General features: G+C 57.8%; 17 protein-coding genes. 9 read left to right on the top strand and 8 right to left on the bottom strand.

The features are described from left to right. Window positions 1–2 precede the first annotated feature (2 nt). Window positions 3–1,010, top strand: a complete 1,008-nt coding sequence (cydB, locus tag AC1DWM_RS01720) for a cytochrome d ubiquinol oxidase subunit II (protein WP_223519414.1) — start codon at window positions 3–5, stop codon at window positions 1,008–1,010. A gap of 69 nt (window positions 1,011–1,079) precedes the next feature. After that, window positions 1,080–1,247, top strand: coding sequence for a DUF2474 domain-containing protein (locus AC1DWM_RS01715; RefSeq protein ID WP_223519415.1), 168 nt, complete (start codon window positions 1,080–1,082; stop codon window positions 1,245–1,247). A 67-nt stretch (window positions 1,248–1,314) separates the two neighbouring features. Here AC1DWM_RS01715 and AC1DWM_RS01710 read toward each other — a convergent pair whose 3' ends face one another. Further along, window positions 1,315–2,439 carry a methyltransferase gene (locus AC1DWM_RS01710; protein WP_477794497.1) on the bottom strand — a complete coding sequence of 375 codons (1,125 nt, stop codon included), beginning with the start codon at window positions 2,437–2,439 and terminating at the stop codon, window positions 1,315–1,317. 177 nt (window positions 2,440–2,616) lie between these two features. Further along, on the bottom strand, window positions 2,617–3,327 hold the full coding sequence (locus tag AC1DWM_RS01705) for an autoinducer binding domain-containing protein (RefSeq protein WP_477794496.1): 711 nt from the start codon (window positions 3,325–3,327) through the stop codon (window positions 2,617–2,619). A gap of 345 nt (window positions 3,328–3,672) precedes the next feature. Between AC1DWM_RS01705 and AC1DWM_RS01700 the strand changes: the two genes are divergently transcribed. Continuing rightward, window positions 3,673–4,449, top strand: a complete 777-nt coding sequence (locus AC1DWM_RS01700; RefSeq protein ID WP_477794495.1) for a ferredoxin--NADP reductase — start codon at window positions 3,673–3,675, stop codon at window positions 4,447–4,449. Between the two features lie 44 nt (window positions 4,450–4,493). Here the strand turns inward: AC1DWM_RS01700 and mscL are convergent, their stop codons facing one another. Continuing rightward, on the bottom strand, window positions 4,494–4,907 hold the full coding sequence (gene mscL, locus AC1DWM_RS01695; protein ID WP_046028605.1) for a large-conductance mechanosensitive channel protein MscL: 414 nt from the start codon (window positions 4,905–4,907) through the stop codon (window positions 4,494–4,496). 285 nt (window positions 4,908–5,192) lie between these two features. Here mscL and katB point away from each other — a divergent pair, with 285 nt between their 5' ends. The 3 genes from katB to radA are packed head-to-tail and all read left to right on the top strand — an operon-like array spanning window position 5,193 to window position 8,749. Further along, window positions 5,193–6,734, top strand: a complete 1,542-nt coding sequence (katB, locus tag AC1DWM_RS01690; RefSeq protein WP_477794494.1) for a catalase KatB — start codon at window positions 5,193–5,195, stop codon at window positions 6,732–6,734. Between the two features lie 59 nt (window positions 6,735–6,793). After that, complete coding sequence (locus AC1DWM_RS01685) at window positions 6,794–7,336, top strand: ankyrin repeat domain-containing protein (RefSeq protein ID WP_223519425.1); 543 nt, start codon at window positions 6,794–6,796, stop codon at window positions 7,334–7,336. A gap of 45 nt (window positions 7,337–7,381) precedes the next feature. After that, entirely contained in the window at window positions 7,382–8,749 is a 1,368-nt protein-coding gene (gene radA, locus AC1DWM_RS01680; protein WP_008040321.1) for a DNA repair protein RadA, read from the top strand. 121 nt (window positions 8,750–8,870) lie between these two features. Here radA and AC1DWM_RS01675 read toward each other — a convergent pair whose 3' ends face one another. Next, window positions 8,871–9,239, bottom strand: a complete 369-nt coding sequence (locus AC1DWM_RS01675; protein WP_477794493.1) for a PilZ domain-containing protein — start codon at window positions 9,237–9,239, stop codon at window positions 8,871–8,873. A gap of 160 nt (window positions 9,240–9,399) precedes the next feature. Here AC1DWM_RS01675 and AC1DWM_RS01670 point away from each other — a divergent pair, with 160 nt between their 5' ends. From AC1DWM_RS01670 to yjiA, 3 genes are all read left to right on the top strand, one after another. Then, complete coding sequence (locus AC1DWM_RS01670; RefSeq protein ID WP_223520486.1) at window positions 9,400–11,469, top strand: carbon starvation CstA family protein; 2,070 nt, start codon at window positions 9,400–9,402, stop codon at window positions 11,467–11,469. A gap of 15 nt (window positions 11,470–11,484) precedes the next feature. Beyond that, on the top strand, window positions 11,485–11,682 hold the full coding sequence (locus tag AC1DWM_RS01665; RefSeq protein ID WP_003228401.1) for a YbdD/YjiX family protein: 198 nt from the start codon (window positions 11,485–11,487) through the stop codon (window positions 11,680–11,682). A 124-nt stretch (window positions 11,683–11,806) separates the two neighbouring features. After that, window positions 11,807–12,778 carry a GTPase gene (yjiA, locus tag AC1DWM_RS01660; protein ID WP_223520484.1) on the top strand — a complete coding sequence of 324 codons (972 nt, stop codon included), beginning with the start codon at window positions 11,807–11,809 and terminating at the stop codon, window positions 12,776–12,778. Window positions 12,779–12,883: 105 nt separating this feature from the next. On the opposite strand, the gene AC1DWM_RS01655 is transcribed toward yjiA, so the two are convergent. The 4 genes from AC1DWM_RS01655 to glyA form a co-directional block, all read right to left on the bottom strand. Continuing rightward, window positions 12,884–13,573 carry a GntR family transcriptional regulator gene (locus AC1DWM_RS01655; protein WP_477794492.1) on the bottom strand — a complete coding sequence of 230 codons (690 nt, stop codon included), beginning with the start codon at window positions 13,571–13,573 and terminating at the stop codon, window positions 12,884–12,886. Window positions 13,574–13,597: 24 nt separating this feature from the next. Continuing rightward, a complete protein-coding gene (locus AC1DWM_RS01650) occupies window positions 13,598–14,302 on the bottom strand; it encodes a FadR/GntR family transcriptional regulator (protein ID WP_223520476.1) in 705 nt (234 codons plus the stop codon). Between the two features lie 57 nt (window positions 14,303–14,359). Beyond that, window positions 14,360–15,673, bottom strand: a complete 1,314-nt coding sequence (locus AC1DWM_RS01645) for a C4-dicarboxylate transporter DctA (protein WP_222588533.1) — start codon at window positions 15,671–15,673, stop codon at window positions 14,360–14,362. A 259-nt stretch (window positions 15,674–15,932) separates the two neighbouring features. Next, window positions 15,933–17,186, bottom strand: a complete 1,254-nt coding sequence (glyA, locus tag AC1DWM_RS01640) for a serine hydroxymethyltransferase (protein ID WP_223520474.1) — start codon at window positions 17,184–17,186, stop codon at window positions 15,933–15,935. Between the last annotated feature and the right edge of the window lie 170 nt (window positions 17,187–17,356).

Raw genomic sequence — 17,356 nt, 5'->3', positions numbered from 1 at the left:
TCATGGGTATTGATCTTCCGCTGATCTGGGCCGTGATCATCATCTTCGGCATCATGATGTACGTGGTCATGGACGGTTTCGACCTGGGGATCGGGATTCTCTTCCCGTTCATCCCCGGCAAGACCGACCGTGACGTGATGATGAACACCGTCGCCCCTGTGTGGGACGGTAACGAAACCTGGCTGGTACTGGGCGGCGCTGCGTTGTTCGGTGCCTTTCCGCTGGCCTATTCGGTGGTGCTCTCGGCGCTGTACCTGCCGCTGATCCTGATGCTGATCGGGCTGATCTTCCGTGGCGTGGCCTTCGAGTTTCGTTTCAAGGCCAGGGACGAAAAACGTCACCTTTGGGACAAGGCCTTTATCGGTGGCTCCGTCACCGCAACCTTCTTCCAGGGCGTGGCATTGGGGGCCTTCATTGATGGGTTGCCGGTGGTCAATCGCCAGTTTGCCGGTGGCTCACTGGACTGGCTGACACCGTTCACCCTGTTTTGCGGCTTGGCGTTGGTGGTGGCTTATGCGTTGCTCGGTTGCACGTGGCTGATCATGAAGACCGAAGGCAAGCTGCAAGAGCAAATGCACGATCTGGCCCGACCGCTGGCCTTCGTGGTGTTGGCGGTGATCGGCATCGTCAGCATCTGGACGCCATTGGCCCACGCCGAAATCGCCGCTCGCTGGTTCACGCTGCCCAATCTGTTTTGGTTCATGCCCGTGCCGATTCTCGTGCTGGTGACCATGTACGGCTTGATCCGCGCCGTCGCCCGCAATGCGCACTACACGCCGTTCCTGCTGACGCTGGTGCTGATCTTCCTCGGCTATAGCGGTTTGGGCATCAGCCTGTGGCCGAACATCGTGCCACCGTCCATCTCGATCTGGGACGCTGCTGCACCACCGCAAAGCCAGGGTTTCATGCTGGTGGGCACGTTGTTCATCATCCCGTTCATCCTGGGTTACACCTTCTGGAGCTACTACGTGTTCCGCGGCAAGGTGACCCACGAAGACGGTTATCACTAACACTGTGGGAGCGAGGCTGCTCGCGATGGCGCCCTCACCGGCGCCATCGATCTACTGAGGATCGATGCAATGACCGGCAAACATTCCCTGCACGACATTGAAGAGGCTGAAAAAAAACCGCTGTGGCAGCGGCTCGGCTGGCTGGCCTTGATCTGGGTCGGTAGCGTCGGCGCCCTGTTTATCGTGGCCAGTCTGATGCGCATGTTCATGAATGCGGCAGGCCTGAGCACACACTAAAGATCCCATCCCGTTGCCTTGGAGGCACGGATTTATAACCCTCCTGCATGGAGGGTTTTTTTCGGGCTTATTTGCGGGCTTTTAGAATCACGAATTTTGGCGTGGCGGCCACTTGCTCTACACCACGGAACAGTCGGGCAAGCTTGCTGTGGTAACCCAAGTGACGGTTGCCGACGATATACAGCGCACCGCCCACCACCAGCGCCTCTCGGGCCTGCTGGAACATGCGCCAGGCGAGAAAGTCGCCGACGACTTGTTGCTGATGGAACGGCGGATTGCACAACACCACGTCCAGGGATTGAGATTCCTGCCCCGCGAGGCCATCGCCGGCCCGCACAATGACTTCTCTGTCACCGAGTGCCGCGCGCCAGTTTTCGGCGGCCGATTGCACGGCCATGTACGACTCGTCCACCAGCGTGTACTGCGCCTGCGGGTTTTGCAGCGCACTGGCGATGGCCAGCACGCCATTACCGCAACCGAGGTCCGCGACTCGCGCAGTGCCGAGGTTCTTTGGCAGGTGTGGCAGAAAGGCCCGGGTGCCGATGTCCAGTCCTTCGCGGCAAAACACATTGGCGTGGTTCAGCAGTTCAATGGCCGGTTCATCGAGTTGATAGCGCGAGGGGTAGGGGGACACGACAGGGGCTTTTGCTTCAGGTGTGGCGATCAATAGCCGAGCCTTTTTCACCGCCAAAGAGGCTTGCACCGGGCCGATGTAGCGTTCAAGCAGATCCCCGGCAGCACGTGGCAGATGCTTGATCATCGCCGCAGCAATCACTTGCGCGCCCGGCGCCAACTGGCCTTGCAGGCGAATAAGCTGTTCTTCCAGCAACGCCAGGGTTTTTGGCACCCGGAGCAAAACCCGGTCAAACGGGCCGCTGAATGCTTCGCTGGCGGGCACGCTCGGCACCGCGTCAAACGCCTGGTTGTTACGGATCAGATTTTTCTCCAGTCCCTGAAACGCCAGAAACGAGTCGCCACTGCTGATCACCCGGACCTTGCCTGCGAGGCTGGCTGCCAACGCGCCAAAACTGTCGTTCAGCACCAGTACCCGAGTCTCTGTCGAGGGGTGTTGTTCGGCGAAATGGTTGAGCAGGTATTCGTCGGCCGCATCGAAAGCTTGCAGCGGTTCGTTCTGCTGTTCTGGCTGACGGATCAGATCGAGTTGGGCGAAGGGCGTTTCGAGCAGGGGCATGAGGCGGGGCTCTGGGTAGTCAACGGGTGTGGTGTCCCGCTGCCGGAGGCGTTGTAGCGGGCGGGGCCGTCCGAGTGCACTTCATCGTGAGGTTATAGACGACATCACTCAGGGGACCGCAAATGGTACGTTTTTTTCTGCTGGATTACTCGTAGGTTTTCCAGGCTTGGTGTGGATTCAGATGGCCCCCGTCCTCACAGCCTTTATCACCGCTGCAATCTTGTTGTTCACGCCAAATTTCTGGATTGCACTGTGCACGTGGAAATTGATGGTGCGTTCACTGATGCTGAGGATTCTGGAGCATTCATATGCCGTCTTGCCGTCGGCTGACAATTTCAAAATTTCGATTTCACGTGTCGACAAATGAGGTGTGCATGCGGTCGGCAGGCAATGACGCAGTTTTTGCGCCACGTGCCCATGCAACTGGTGGTTGATGAAAATGGCGTAGCCCAGATTTGCATAAAACTCAGAGGAAGTGATTGGGTTGTTGCTTCTGGCCAGGCTAAACATACTGCGAAGACCGCTGCCGTCATGAAACGATTGTGACCAGCCATATTGCAAGCCTAGTTTTTTTTGCGCTTGCCGAAGCAGAGGCGCCTTTGAGAAGACCCCATCCTCCCAAAGAATCGGCAGCTCTGATTGATTGCAATGAGCCAGTATTGGGTCTGTGTCACGGAAATGGTCATGTTCATATTTCGAATTCCAATCGAGCGGATAGTTGTTAAGACACACTTTGTCGCGATGATGCGCTTCGATGGGGGATGTAATTGAAAAAGCACAGAAAGTGAAGCCAAGACTCTGAGCGAGATTGAGCGAAATTTCATACGCAGATTTAATTTCCTTGGCGTCGGATATCTGTCTTAACTGTGATTCCTYCCACAATTCCATTGCAGCAGCTCCATGCAGATATCTTGGGGGTGCATATTGGATCCGCGATCCAGCACGTGCCGAGTGTAGGAGCAATCTCTGACATATGCTGCAATTATTTTGCTCTTGATGATTTCTGAAAGTGCATGTCTGGTTCTTAGAAATAAACAGCTAAGCAAAACTCAGTCACATGGCGTACATCATTCTATTTGTCGTTTTTTTGTAAGAGTTGGTGGATGTCGTTAGCAATACAAAGTCGGCTATATAACTAGCAGCGGGTCTCATTTCCAAAGACACTACAAATCACCAGTGTTTACATCGTCTGCTTTGCGCGACACTGGTGAGGTCAGTTCAATGGAGCGACCCATGACCGCCAGTGCCGATAAATTCACTCGCCAAACCTTGCTCGACGTCCAGCCGTTGACCCCGAACCTGTTTACCCTGCGGGCCACCAGGGATCCGGGTTTTCGTTTCAGGTCAGGGCAGTTCGCCCGGTTAGGCGTTACCAAGGCCGATGGCAGTACGGTTTGGCGTGCCTATTCAATGGTGTCGTCGCCCTTTGACGAATTTCTCGAGTTCTTCTCCATCGTGGTGCCAGGTGGGGAGTTCACCAGCGAGCTGAGTCGCCTGGAGGTCGGTGATACGTTGCTGGTCGACCGCCAGGCCTTTGGTTATTTGACCCTTGATCGTTTTGTTGATGGGCGTGATCTGTGGTTGTTATCCACAGGCACCGGCATTGCGCCGTTCCTGTCGATCCTGCAGGACTTCGAGGTCTGGGAGAAATTCGAACGCATCATCCTCGTCTACAGCGTGCGCGAAGCCCGGGAGCTGGCGTATCAGGCGCTGATCGCCGAGTTGGGGCAGCGCGATTATCTGGCCGAAAACGCCCACAAATTGCAGTTCATCGCCACCGTCACTCGCGAACAACATCCCGGCGCCCTGAGCGGGCGGATCACTACGCTGATCGAAAATGGCGAGCTGGAGCGGGCTGCAGGCGTGGCGCTGACACCCGAGCACTCGCGGGTCATGCTTTGCGGTAACCCGCAGATGATCGATGACACGCGCAAGCTGCTCAAACAGCATGACATGCACCTGAGCCTCAGCCGACGGCCAGGCCAAGTGGCTGTGGAAAACTTTTGGTAAAAAAACGGCGCCTCACGGGCGCCGTTTCTGCTTGTAACCAGTGTTCAGGGCCGATTGTTCTGGGCCTTGAGCAAATCACGGATCTCGCTCAACAACTCTTCTTCCTTGCTCGGGACCGGCGGCAGTGTTGGAGCCGCGGCTTCTTCGCGCTTCAGTTGGTTGATCGCTTTGATCCCCATGAAAATCGCGAGAGCGACAATGACGAAGTCAATCATGCTCTGGATGAATTTGCCGTAGGCCAGCACCACTGCCGGGGCATTGCCTTCGGCAGCCTTGAGCGTAATGGCCAGATCACTGAAGTCCACCCCGCCAATCAACAAGCCAATGGGCGGCATGACCACGTCGCCGACAAACGACGTAACGATCTTGCCGAAGGCTGCGCCGACGATGATACCGACCGCCATGTCGATCACATTACCTTTGACCGCGAAGGCCTTGAACTCACTTATCACGCCCATAGGTTATTTCCTTGTTACAGATGAGGTTGGTAAACGCAGTGTAAAGCAGCAAAACGGCTCTTGCTTGAAACACCTTATTACAGTGCGCGTGATTATCGACCCGTCTGCCGGCAATTAGTTTGCAAAGTGCCAGCAATCGCGCGCGAAATACGCGCTAACTGGCTGATCAGCAAAATAAATTTCTGAATCATCACGTTGCGTTATTTCTATTTAAGCTTTACCGCTTTGGCCTCTAGCCTCGGGTCAGCGCACTGGGAGTGCGCCTCGAAAACAGAGGAACCTGATATGACTTCAACCATTGGAATTGGGGCTTTTCCCCATCGGCGTACCCTTGGCGTTTTAACCGCCAGCCTGCTGTCCTTCTCCGTCCATGCTTCCAACCTGACCCGGGATAACGGCGCAGTCGTGGGTGACAACCAGAACTCACAAACCGCTGGCGCCACCGGCCCCGTGCTGTTGCAGGACGTGCAACTGATTCAGAAGCTGCAGCGCTTTGACCGTGAACGTATTCCTGAACGTGTGGTGCATGCTCGCGGCACCGGGGCCCATGGCACCTTCACCGTGACCAATGACCTCAGCGACCTGACCAAGGCGAAGGTATTCGCTGGCGGCCAGAGCACACCGGTGTTCGTGCGTTTCTCCGCCGTTGTTCATGGCAACCATTCGCCGGAAACCCTGCGCGACCCTCGCGGTTTCGCCACCAAGTTCTACACCGCCGACGGCAACTGGGACCTGGTGGGTAACAACTTCCCGACCTTCTTCATCCGTGACGCAATCAAGTTTCCGGACATGGTCCACGCGTTTAAACCAGATCCGCGCACCAACCTCGACGATGATTCGCGACGTTTCGACTTCTTCTCCCATGTCCCTGAAGCCACTCGCACCCTGACCGAGTTGTATTCCAACTCCGGTACTCCCGCCAATTACCGGGAAATGGACGGAAACGGTGTACACGCCTACAAGTTAGTTAATGCCAAAGGTGATGTGCACTATGTGAAATTTCACTGGAAGAGTTTGCAGGGGATAAATAATCTCGATCCGAAGTCGGTCACAAAAGTTCAAGGCAAAGACTACAGTCATATGACCAGTGATTTGGTCGCTCATATTAACAAGGGTGACTTTCCGAAGTGGGACTTGTACGTTCAGGTTGTAAAATCTCAAGATTTGTACAAGTTTGATTTCGATCCATTGGACGCAACCAAGATCTGGCCCGGAGTTCCGGAACGAAAAGTTGGACAAATGGTTTTGAATCGTAATCCTGCAAATGTCTTCCAGGAAACCGAGCAAGTTGCCATGGCGCCAGCCAATCTTGTTCCCGGTATCGAGCCATCGGAAGATCGCTTATTGCAGGGGCGAGTGTTCTCCTACGCCGATACGCAACTCTATCGTCTGGGCGCCAATGCGCTGCAGTTGCCGATCAACGCGCCAAAAGTTGCCGTGAATAACGGTAATCAGGACGGCGCGATGAACATCGGCCACAGCAGCACGGGCGTTAATTATCAGCCGAGCCGTCTCATGCCCCGCGAAGAGCCGCAAGCCGCGCGTTACAGCCAATCGGCGCTGTCGGGCAGCACCCAGCAGGCGAAGATTCAGCGCGAGCAAAACTTCAAGCAGGCCGGTGATCTGTATCGCTCCTTCAGCAAAAAAGAGCGAAACGATCTGATCGAGAGTTTTGGCGGTTCGCTCGCGACAACCGATGACGAGAGCAAGCACATCATCCTGTCGTTCCTTTACAAAGCTGACCCGGAATACGGGGCAGGCGTGACCAAGGTGGCCAAGGGTGACCTGAGTCGGGTCAAGGTGCTGGCGGCCAACCTGGTCGACTGACCGTGTTTGCCTGAAAAGCGGGACCTCGGGTGAGGTCCCCTCGAGCCAAGGAGCTTGCGATGCGTAGTTATCTGTTTCTGTTACTGGCGTCGCTATCGACCAGCGCTTTTTCCACTACAACCGAAGACCCTGCGGAGCTGACGGCTCAACTGCAGGATTACTACTTCGACGCCGCTCGCCGCGGTGATGTGCCAATGCTCGATACATTCATTGAAGCCGGCTACTCGCTCGAGACCCGCGACAGCAAGGGTTACACCGCGCTGATTCTGGCGACCTATCACGGCCAGACCGCTGCAGTAGACCGCTTGCTCGCCGCCGGCGCGGATGCCTGTGCTCAGGATCAGAGAGGCAACACGGCATTGATGGGGGCGATTTTCAAAGGTGAAGTCCAGATCGCCCGCACCTTGTTGGCGGCCCATTGCAGTCCCGACCAGCGCAACGGCGCAGGGCAGACTGCCGCGATGTACGCCGGACTGTTCAAGCGTGCCGAGTTGCTCGACGCACTCAAGGCCAAAGGGGCGGACCTGGACGCCGAAGATCCATTGGGCAATAGCGCCGCGCGTCTGGCCAACGGTGAAATCCGCACCGCTGCGCCGCGCTGATCGGCGTCAGCTGAGCTATCATCGCGGTTTTTGCCGGGAGTTCAGATGGCCAAGGCCAAGCGCATGTACGGCTGCACCGAGTGTGGCTCAACCTTCCCAAAGTGGGCTGGCCAGTGCGGCGAGTGTGGGGCCTGGAACACGCTGACTGAAACCATGGTGGAAAGCGGTGGTGCCGCTGCCCCGAGCGGTCGCACCGGCTGGACCGGCCAACAGGCCCAGATCAAGACCCTGGCCGAAGTCAGCGTCGAAGAAATCCCGCGCTTTTCCACGGCCTCCAGCGAACTCGATCGGGTGCTGGGCGGTGGCTTGGTCGACGGTTCGGTGGTGCTGATCGGCGGCGATCCGGGCATCGGTAAGTCGACCATCCTGTTGCAAACCTTGTGCAACCTCGCCAAGAGCATGCCGGCGCTGTACGTCACCGGCGAAGAATCGCAGCAGCAAGTGGCCATGCGTGCCCGCCGGCTGGGTTTGCCGCAGGATCAATTGCGGGTGATGACCGAAACCTGCATCGAAACCATCATCGCCACGGCCCGGGTGGAAAAGCCCAAAGTCATGGTGATCGACTCGATCCAGACGATCTTCACCGAACAATTGCAATCGGCGCCGGGTGGTGTCTCTCAGGTTCGCGAGAGCGCGGCTTTGCTGGTGCGTTATGCCAAGCAGAGCGGCACCGCGATTTTCCTGGTGGGCCACGTGACTAAAGAAGGCGCACTGGCCGGTCCTCGCGTGCTGGAGCACATGGTCGACACCGTTCTGTATTTCGAAGGCGAATCCGATGGTCGTTTGCGTTTGCTGCGTGCGGTAAAAAACCGTTTCGGTGCGGTCAACGAATTGGGTGTGTTCGGTATGACGGACAAGGGCCTGAAAGAAGTCTCTAACCCTTCGGCGATCTTTCTCACCCGCGCTCAGGAAGAAGTCCCGGGCAGTGTGGTCATGGCGACGTGGGAAGGGACGCGGCCCATGCTGGTGGAAGTCCAGGCATTGGTGGACGACAGTCATTTGGCCAACCCGCGTCGGGTCACGCTGGGGCTGGATCAGAATCGTCTGGCGATGTTGTTGGCGGTCTTACACCGTCACGGCGGCATTCCGACCCACGATCAGGACGTGTTCCTCAACGTGGTCGGCGGTGTGAAGGTTTTGGAAACCGCTTCTGACCTGGCGTTGATGGCGGCGGTGATGTCCAGTTTGCGCAACCGACCATTGCCGCATGATCTGTTGGTGTTTGGCGAAGTCGGCTTGTCCGGCGAAGTACGCCCGGTGCCAAGCGGTCAGGAGCGCCTGAAAGAAGCCGCCAAGCACGGCTTCAAGCGCGCCATCGTGCCCAAGGGCAATGCGCCGAAAGAGGCGCCACCGGGATTGCAGATTATTGCGGTCACGCGTTTGGAGCAGGCACTCGACGCATTGTTCGAGTAACCCACAAATCCCTGTGGGAGCGAGCCTGCTCGCGAAAGCGGTATGCCTGTCGACTTAAATGTTGAATGTCACACCGCATTCGCGAGCAGGCTCGCTCCCACATTGGAATTGCGGCAAACCTTCAGACTTCGATCAGGGCGCCCAGCTCACGTTCCAGCTCTTGCGGATCCCCCAGGTTGAGTTCGATCAACCGCCGCAGGCGCTCGATCGATTCCAGGCTGATGTGCTTGCAGACGAAGCCGAGTTGGCCATGGTCATCGTGGGTCAATAGCACATCCATCTTGATCGCGACTTCAGGCGTCAGATGAATATCGACGCAAAAGTGATGCTCCCGATTGCCCAGCCACGGCTCGGGCTTCTCGACCAGCAGCCCCTTGAGCGACAGATCAATCAACTTCACCCGCCAGATGTATTCGTCCTGGCGCAGTTCGGTTTGGGCATCGAACGCGATACGTTTGAAGCGGCGGCGATCGGCTGCGTGTTCGCTCATGGCGCAATCCTCGAATAGGTACGCTGACTATAGTCCCGCATTGTCAAGACCTGCCAGCGCAGGCAGGCGTCTAGACCAATATCAGGGTATGGCCTTTGCCGTCAGGAGAGCTAAACTCGGGGTGGCTGTCTTTCTTGTCCACTCTGGCTGGAATCATAAAATGAAAAATAATAATAATAGCCCGCTACGCCACTTACCCTGGCTTCTGCTGGCAATCGTCGGTGCGTGCGCCTTGGGTGTAGTGGCATTGCGCCGAGGTGAGGCGATCAACGCCTTGTGGATTGTGGTCGCTGCCGTGGCCATTTATCTGGTTGCGTATCGCTATTACAGTCTGTTCATCGCTAACAATGTGATGCAACTCGACCCGCGACGGGCCACCCCCGCCGTACTCAATAATGACGGTCTGGACTACGTTCCGACCAACAAACACATTCTTTTCGGCCACCACTTCGCGGCCATCGCTGGCGCTGGTCCTCTGGTCGGTCCGGTACTGGCGGCGCAGATGGGTTACCTGCCGGGTACTCTGTGGATAATCGCGGGCGTGGTGCTGGCCGGTTCTGTTCAGGACTTCATGGTGTTGTTCATGTCGACCCGCCGTAATGGCCGGTCTCTGGGCGACATGGTCCGTGAAGAAATGGGCCGCATCCCCGGCACCATCGCGCTGTTTGGCTGCTTCCTGATCATGGTCATCATCCTCGCGGTGCTGGCGCTGATCGTAGTCAAGGCCCTGGCCGAAAGTCCGTGGGGTATTTTCACGGTGATGGCGACCATCCCGATTGCGATGTTCATGGGCATTTACATGCGCTACATCCGCCCGGGCCGCATCGGTGAAATCTCCGTGGTCGGCGTGCTGTTGTTGCTGGGTTCGATCTGGCTTGGTGGGCAGATTGCTGCTGACCCGGTCTGGGCCAAGGCGTTCAGCTTCACCGGGATTGAGATCACCTGGATGTTGATTGGCTACGGTTTTGTAGCGGCAGTGTTGCCGGTGTGGCTGATTCTGGCGCCGCGTGACTACCTGTCGACCTTCCTGAAAATCGGCACCATCGTTGCTTTGGCGATTGGCATTCTGGTGACCATGCCCGAGCTGAAAATGCCGGCGCTGACCCAGTTCATCGACGGTACAGGGCCGGTGTGGAAGGGCGGTCTGTTTCCGTTCCTGTTCATCACCATCGCTTGTGGTGCGGTCTCGGGTTTCCACGCACTGATCTCCTCCGGCACCACGCCGAAGCTGCTGGATAACGAAACCAACGCCCGTTACATCGGTTACGGCGGCATGCTGATGGAATCGTTCGTCGCCATCATGGCCATCGTTGCCGCCTCGGTGATCGAACCGGGTGTGTACTTCGCGATGAACAGCCCGCCAGCCGTGGTCGGCGGTGATGTGGTGGCGGTGGCGCAAGCGGTCAGCAGCTGGGGGTTTGCCATTACACCGGAAGCCCTGCAAGCGGTGGCCCATGACATCGGCGAAACCACCATCCTGGCCCGTGCCGGTGGTGCGCCGACCCTGGCAGTGGGTATCGCGCAGATCCTGCACAGTGTCCTGCCGGGTGAAAACACCATGGCGTTCTGGTACCACTTCGCGATCCTGTTCGAAGCACTGTTCATCCTGACAGCTGTCGACGCTGGCACCCGTGCCGGACGTTTCATGCTCCAGGATTTGCTCGGCTCCTTCGTGCCGGCGCTGAAACGTACCGAATCCTGGACCGCCAACCTGATCGCCACCGCCGGTTGTGTAGCGATGTGGGGTTGGTTGCTCTACCAGGGAGTGATCGATCCATTGGGCGGCATCAACACCTTGTGGCCGCTGTTCGGCATCTCCAACCAGATGCTCGCCGGTATCGCGCTGATGCTCGGCACCGTTGTGCTGATAAAAATGAAACGCCAACGCTATATCTGGGTGACGTTGGTGCCCGCGGCCTGGCTGCTGATCTGCACCACCACCGCAGGCTTCATCAAGCTGTTCGACGCCAATCCGGCGATCGGCTTCCTGTCGCTGGCCAAGAAATACAGCGATGCGCTGGCCAATGGTCAGATCCTCGCTCCAGCCAAGGACATCACGCAGATGCAACACGTGATCTTCAATGCCTACACCAACGCAACGCTGACGGCGCTGTTCTTGTTCGTGGTCTTCAGTATCCTGTTCTACGCACTCAAGGTCGGCATTGCCTCTTGGGGTAAAAAAGAGCGTACGGATAAAGAATCGCCATTCCAGGCCCTGCCGGACGCGTAATCGAGGATTGCAAACATGTTCAATGACCTGAGTCGCCTCGGTAAATACCTCGGTCAGGCCGCGCGCCTGATGGTCGGCATGCCCGACTACGACACCTACGTCGAGCATATGCAAACCAAACACCCGGACAAACCGGTGATGAGCTACGAGATGTTCTTCCGCGAACGCCAGGAAGCTCGTTACGGTGGCAAGGGTGGGCCGAAGTGCTGTTGATACTCGGCATTTAGGCGACACATCATCTCTGTAGGAGTCCGGCTTGCCGGCGATAGCGATCTTCGGGACGCCATCGCCGGCAAGCCGGGCTCCTACAGTTTTTTGCGCATGGGAGATTTTCGTTTTGTTCACACCAATCCCGGTAACAATCCTCAGCGGCTTCCTCGGCGCTGGCAAGACCACGCTGTTGCGCCACCTGCTTAAAGCCGAGCACGGGCTGAAAATCGCCGTGATCGAAAACGAATTCAGTGATGCCGGTATCGATACCCAACTCTTGGGTGACGAGCCGGTACAAGTCATGACGCTGTCCAACGGCTGTGTCTGCTGCACCATCCACACCGATCTGACCAAAGCGCTTTACCTGTTGCTCGAACGCCTGGACAGCGGCGACATCGCTTTCGACCGTCTGGTGATCGAATGCACCGGCCTGGCCGATCCGGCTCCGGTGGCGCAAACCTTCTTCATCGACGAAGAACTGCGCGAGCGCTACATCCTCGACGGCATCATCACCCTGGTGGACGCGGCGCACGCCGAGACTCACCTGACCCAAACCATCGCCCAGGCGCAAATCGGTTTCGCCGACCGCTTGCTGGTGAGCAAACGCGATCTGGTGGACGAGCCGACGTTCACTGCATTGAGTGAGCGCCTGACCCGCATCAATCGACGCGCACCGATCCGCGTGGTGGATCATGGCAAGATCGATTTGGCCGAATTGCTCGACGTACGCGGTTTTAACCTGAATGCCGACCTCGGCGGCGGCGTGAGTTTGCGCCCGGTGAGCAAAGCACCTTCCATTGACCGCATTTCCAGTCTGGTGCTGCGCACCGACAAGCCGCTGGATATCGACAAACTCAGTGAGTTCATGAACGAACTGCTGGAAGACCATGGCAAGCAGTTGCTGCGTTATAAAGGGGTGTTGAACATCCTGGGTGAGCCGCGACGGATGGTGTTTCAAGGTGTCCTGAAATTGTACGGATTCGACTGGGACACGGATTGGGCAGAGGGCGAGGCGCGGGAAAGTGTGATCGTATTTATTGCCGATGATTTGCCGGAAGAGAAGATTCGTGAGGGGTTTGCGCGGGTGGCGGCGGAGTAAGGCCAGGCATGTTCAGTGGGCCTGGTGCCGTCATCGCGAGCAGGCTCGCTCCCACAGGGGGAATGCATTCCAAATGTGGGAGCGAAACCTACTCGCGATGGCGATTTAACCGGCCACACGATTCTGGCTGAGTGACAGTTCCGAGCTCAGCAACATCTCTTCCAAATGATCCAGATGCTGACTCAGCAAAGAGACCGCCTTCACCTCATCCCTATGCTCCACCGCCACCAAAATCCCCTGATGCACCTGCCAATCGCAATAATTCGCTACCCGTCCATCAAGCTGCGCAATCGCCAGCGACGTCACTGGCACCAGGCTGTCCAGAAAATGCGTCAATGGAGCATTTCCAGCCATTTTTGCCAGCTGTAAATGAAACTCCCCCGACAACCGAATCGCCGAACCACGCTCGGTACATTCGCGCTCGCTATCGATCAAGGCACTCAGGCTTATCAAGTCTTGCAGACGCCGGTGCTGGCAGGCCAACTGCACCAACGTGATCTCGGCCAGCCGCCGTGCATGCAACGTTTGCCGGACCTGCTCGACATCCAGCGCAGCAACACGAGGCCGATGATTCGCCCGAAGTACGACAATCTGTTGATGAGCCAATTGCGCCAGCACCCCCCGAATATCACTACGTCGAACGCCAAACATCTGCGCCAGACTTTCTTCGGTAAAGCGACTGCCCGCATCAATGCGCTGTTCGAGAATCGCATCGAAAACCCGTGAGTACAGATCTTCCTCCCGCTTTGGGAAGGGCAGGGCAACTAGAGTCTGCGGTGAAGCGAAGCTGTTCATGGCCTGTCTCCGGTTCCAAAGGTTTCAACTGCCGAGGTTGTCGTCCGGGATGTTCAATTCGATGCCCATCCGCTGCCCTTCGCGAAGAATGTGTCGGCGCATTTCGGCGCTGGCCTGGGCGCTGTTCTTGCTGCGGATCGCGCGCACCACGGCTTCGTTTTCTTCAAGACGTTCGGCCAAGTGTTCCGGCGAGTTACGCAACACTTCAGCGCTTTGCTTGAGTGCGTTGCTGGTCTGCTGCACCACGCTCTGGAAAATCGGGTTCGACGTCAGCGTGAACAATTCTTCGTGGAAGGCGATGTAGGCGTTGACCCCGGCCTCGGCGTCGTTGGCTTCCAGCGCTTCGCGCATATCCATCAGGGTCAGGCGCAGTTGCCCGACTTCCTTGCTGCTGATCGACTGCGCCACCAGACCGACGATGAACGGCTCAAGGGTGTAGCGCAGTTGCAGCACGTCTTCCAGGCTCGCGCCAGCCACTGCGCTGTCGTGGCTTTGGCTGTCACTGAGGTGGGCGTCCAGCACCACCACGCCTTTGCCCGGCATGGAACGCACAAGGCCCAGGGTTTCCAGCACGATCACCGCTTCCCGCAGGCTCGGACGGCTGATACCCAGTTGTTCGGCCAGTTCACGCTGTCCCGGCAACATCTCGCCGGAGCGCCACTGACCGCGGGCCAGTGCGGCCCGAAGTTTTTCTACGACTGAATTGACGACCGTTGAAGTGGTAATCACGGGTTGCTCCATGGATAAAGGCAGGGGAGCCCGCCGTCTGGAGGGCTCCCACATGATTCAAAATTCCTGCTGATGCGCCGGCGCGACCGGTTTTCTCGGTTGGAAGGTATAACCCACCTGACCAGAAAGCACCTTGTTCGCGCGCTGGATATCGATGTCCTTCTCCCAGCGGGCGATGGCCACGGTGGCGACGCAGTTGCCGATCAGGTTGGTCAGCGCGCGGCCGATCCCCATGAACCAGTCCACCGCGAGCACCAACACCAGGCCGACCACCGGAATCGCCGGGATCGCGGTCAATGTTGCCGCCAGGATCACCAGCGCCGAGCCGGGAATCCCGTGGGCACCTTTGGAGGTGATCAGCGACACCAGCAAAATGGTCAGCAGGTCAGTCATGGCCAGCGGCGTGCCGGTGGCGTTGGCAATGAACACGATGGCCAAGGTCAGGTAGATCGAGAAACCGTCAAGGTTGAACGAGTAACCGGTGGGAATCACCAGCCCGACCGTCGAGCTGCCGATGCCCAGATGCTCAAGCTTGCGCATGATTTGCGGCAACACGGCGTCGGACGAAGCGGTGCCCATGACGATCAGCAGTTCTTCGCGCAGGTACTTGAGCAGCGGCCACATCCGCAGGCCGGACAGACGCATCACCAGCCCCAGAATCAGCGACACAAACGCCACGCAAGTCAGGTAAAACAGGCCGACCAGGCTGCCCAGATGCTGCAGCGAATCCAGGCCATATTTGCTGGTGGTGAAAGCGATGGCGCCGAACACACCAATCGGTGCCAGGCGCACGATCATGCCCATGATGCGAAAGATCACGTGGCTCAGCTCATTGATCAGCCGGGAGATGCCCGAGGCCGCTTCACCCACCAGGTTCAGCGCACTGCCGAACAGCACCGAGAACAGCAGCACCTGCAGAATGTTGTTGTCAGCGAAGGCGCCAATCACCGAAGTCGGGATCAGGTCCATCAGGAATTGCGTGGTGGTGTGCATGTGCTGGCCGCGCTGGGCGATGTCACCCATGTCGGCGGCGGAGAGCTGATCCAGATGAATGTTCGCGCCGCTGCCGATGCCGGTGCTGAAGGCGAACACCAAGCCGATCACCAGGGCGATGGTGGTCAGGATTTCAAAGTAGATCACCGATTTCAGGCCGATGCGGCCGACTTTCTTCAGGTCGCCGGCACCGCTGATGCCGCTGACCACCACGCAGAACACGATCAGGCCGATGAGCATCTTGATCAGTTTGATGAAACCGTCGCCGAGCGGTTTGAGCTGGGCCGAGTATTCAGGAAGGGTCAGCCCGCAGACGATGCCGAGCACCAGTCCGAGAACCACTTGAAGGAAGATTGAACGCGAGCACCATCTGAGCATGGGAGGAATCCTGGTCGGTGTCCTGGCGGCCTTACGCTTAAGCGCATCAGATTCAGGACTTAATTATTGTGGTCTTACCGGTATGTCCAGTGCAGGCGCAGTGTACGCTGGGTTTTTTCAGGATTACAAGAGTGGATACAAAAATTGGCATGACCGGTCTGACCGGTTGCTCCTACAGGGGGAAAGCGATAAATCGCAGACGAAAAAAAACCGGCCATTCACTGGCCGGTTTTTTCATTGCTGCGGTTTAGCGGGCTGATCAGGCGCCGTACACCGGCAGCTTCTTGCAGATAGCCTTGACCTTCTCACGAACGGCGTCGATCACCGCTTCGTTGTTCAGGTCTGCCAGGATGTCGCAGATCCAGCCGGCCAGTTCCATGCACTCTGCTTCCTTGAAGCCGCGAGTGGTCACAGCCGGAGTGCCGAAGCGCAGGCCGGAGGTGACGAACGGGGAGCGAGGGTCGTTAGGCACGGAGTTCTTGTTCACGGTGATGAACGCTTTGCCCAGAGCGGCGTCGGCGTCTTTACCGGAGATTTCCTGCTTGATCAGCGACAGCAGGAACAGGTGGTTCTCGGTACCGCCGGAGACCACGTCGAAACCGCGCTCGATGAACACGCCGGCCATAGCTTTGGCGTTTTTCACCACTTGTTGCTGGTAGGTCTTGAACTCAGGCTGCAGCGCTTCCTTGAAGCAGATCGCTTTGGCGGCGATCACGTGCTCCAGCGGGCCACCCTGGGCGCCCGGGAATACCGCGGAGTTCAGCTTCTTCTCGATGTCGGCGTTGGCGCGAGCCAGGATCAGGCCGCCACGTGGACCGCGCAGGGTCTTGTGCGTGGTGGTAGTCACGACGTCAGCGAATGGCACCGGGTTCGGGTAGACGCCAGCGGCGACCAGACCGGCCACGTGGGCCATGTCGACGAACAGGTAAGCGCCCACTTTGTCGGCGATTTCGCGGAAACGCGGGAAGTCGAGGATCTGCGAGTAGGCAGAGAAACCGGCCACGATCATTTTCGGCTTGTGCTCAACCGCCAGACGCTCGACTTCGTCGTAGTCGATCAGGCCGTTGGCGTCGATGCCGTACTGGATGGCGTTGTACAGCTTGCCGGAGGACGAAACGCTGGCACCGTGGGTCAGGTGACCACCGTGGGCCAGGCTCATGCCCAGGATGGTGTCGCCAGCCGACAGCAGGGCCAGGTAAACGGCGCTGTTGGCTTGGGAACCGGCGTGTGGCTGAACGTTTGCGTAATCGGCACCGAACAGTTCTTTGGCACGGTCGATGGCCAGTTGCTCGACGACGTCGACGAACTCGCAACCACCGTAGTAGCGCTTGCCCGGGTAGCCTTCGGCGTACTTGTTGGTCAGTACCGAGCCTTGAGCTTCCATCACCGCTGGGCTGGTGTAGTTTTCTGAAGCGATCAGCTCGATGTGTTCTTCCTGGCGCTGAGCTTCTTGCTCCATGGCGGCAAAAAGGTCGGCGTCGTACTTGGCAATAGTCAAATCACGGCTGAACATGGCGGTCCTCAAGGATCGGGGGCAGAAAAGGGGGGCATTCTAACCCAATGGGTTTTAGATGGCATATGAAAGGACATCATGTCGCGGACAAGTGGTGTTCATGCGGGGATCAGCGGTGAACGTGCCGACCCCTTCGCGAGCAGGCTCGCTCCCACAGGGAAATGCATTTC

The organism is Pseudomonas sp. P4_C8, assembly GCF_056401975.1.
The sequence above is the reverse complement of the archived record's forward strand: the minus strand, read 5'-3'. Positions and strand labels throughout refer to the sequence as shown.

What these genes read in the sequence shown, in the direction of transcription:
- AC1DWM_RS01665 (WP_003228401.1), top strand. Translation starts at nt 11,485, where the DNA reads ATGTTCAATGACCTGAGTCGCCTCGGTAAATACCTCGGTCAGGCCGCG.
- glyA (WP_223520474.1), bottom strand. Translation starts at nt 17,186, where the DNA reads ATGTTCAGCCGTGATTTGACTATTGCCAAGTACGACGCCGACCTTTTT.
- AC1DWM_RS01715 (WP_223519415.1), top strand. Translation starts at nt 1,080, where the DNA reads ATGACCGGCAAACATTCCCTGCACGACATTGAAGAGGCTGAAAAAAAA.
- AC1DWM_RS01685 (WP_223519425.1), top strand. Translation starts at nt 6,794, where the DNA reads ATGCGTAGTTATCTGTTTCTGTTACTGGCGTCGCTATCGACCAGCGCT.
- AC1DWM_RS01645 (WP_222588533.1), bottom strand. Translation starts at nt 15,673, where the DNA reads ATGCTCAGATGGTGCTCGCGTTCAATCTTCCTTCAAGTGGTTCTCGGA.
- AC1DWM_RS01655 (WP_477794492.1), bottom strand. Translation starts at nt 13,573, where the DNA reads ATGAACAGCTTCGCTTCACCGCAGACTCTAGTTGCCCTGCCCTTCCCA.
- AC1DWM_RS01670 (WP_223520486.1), top strand. Translation starts at nt 9,400, where the DNA reads ATGAAAAATAATAATAATAGCCCGCTACGCCACTTACCCTGGCTTCTG.
- radA (WP_008040321.1), top strand. Translation starts at nt 7,382, where the DNA reads ATGGCCAAGGCCAAGCGCATGTACGGCTGCACCGAGTGTGGCTCAACC.
- katB (WP_477794494.1), top strand. Translation starts at nt 5,193, where the DNA reads ATGACTTCAACCATTGGAATTGGGGCTTTTCCCCATCGGCGTACCCTT.
- AC1DWM_RS01675 (WP_477794493.1), bottom strand. Translation starts at nt 9,239, where the DNA reads ATGAGCGAACACGCAGCCGATCGCCGCCGCTTCAAACGTATCGCGTTC.
- mscL (WP_046028605.1), bottom strand. Translation starts at nt 4,907, where the DNA reads ATGGGCGTGATAAGTGAGTTCAAGGCCTTCGCGGTCAAAGGTAATGTG.
- cydB (WP_223519414.1), top strand. Translation starts at nt 3, where the DNA reads ATGGGTATTGATCTTCCGCTGATCTGGGCCGTGATCATCATCTTCGGC.
- AC1DWM_RS01700 (WP_477794495.1), top strand. Translation starts at nt 3,673, where the DNA reads ATGACCGCCAGTGCCGATAAATTCACTCGCCAAACCTTGCTCGACGTC.
- AC1DWM_RS01710 (WP_477794497.1), bottom strand. Translation starts at nt 2,439, where the DNA reads ATGCCCCTGCTCGAAACGCCCTTCGCCCAACTCGATCTGATCCGTCAG.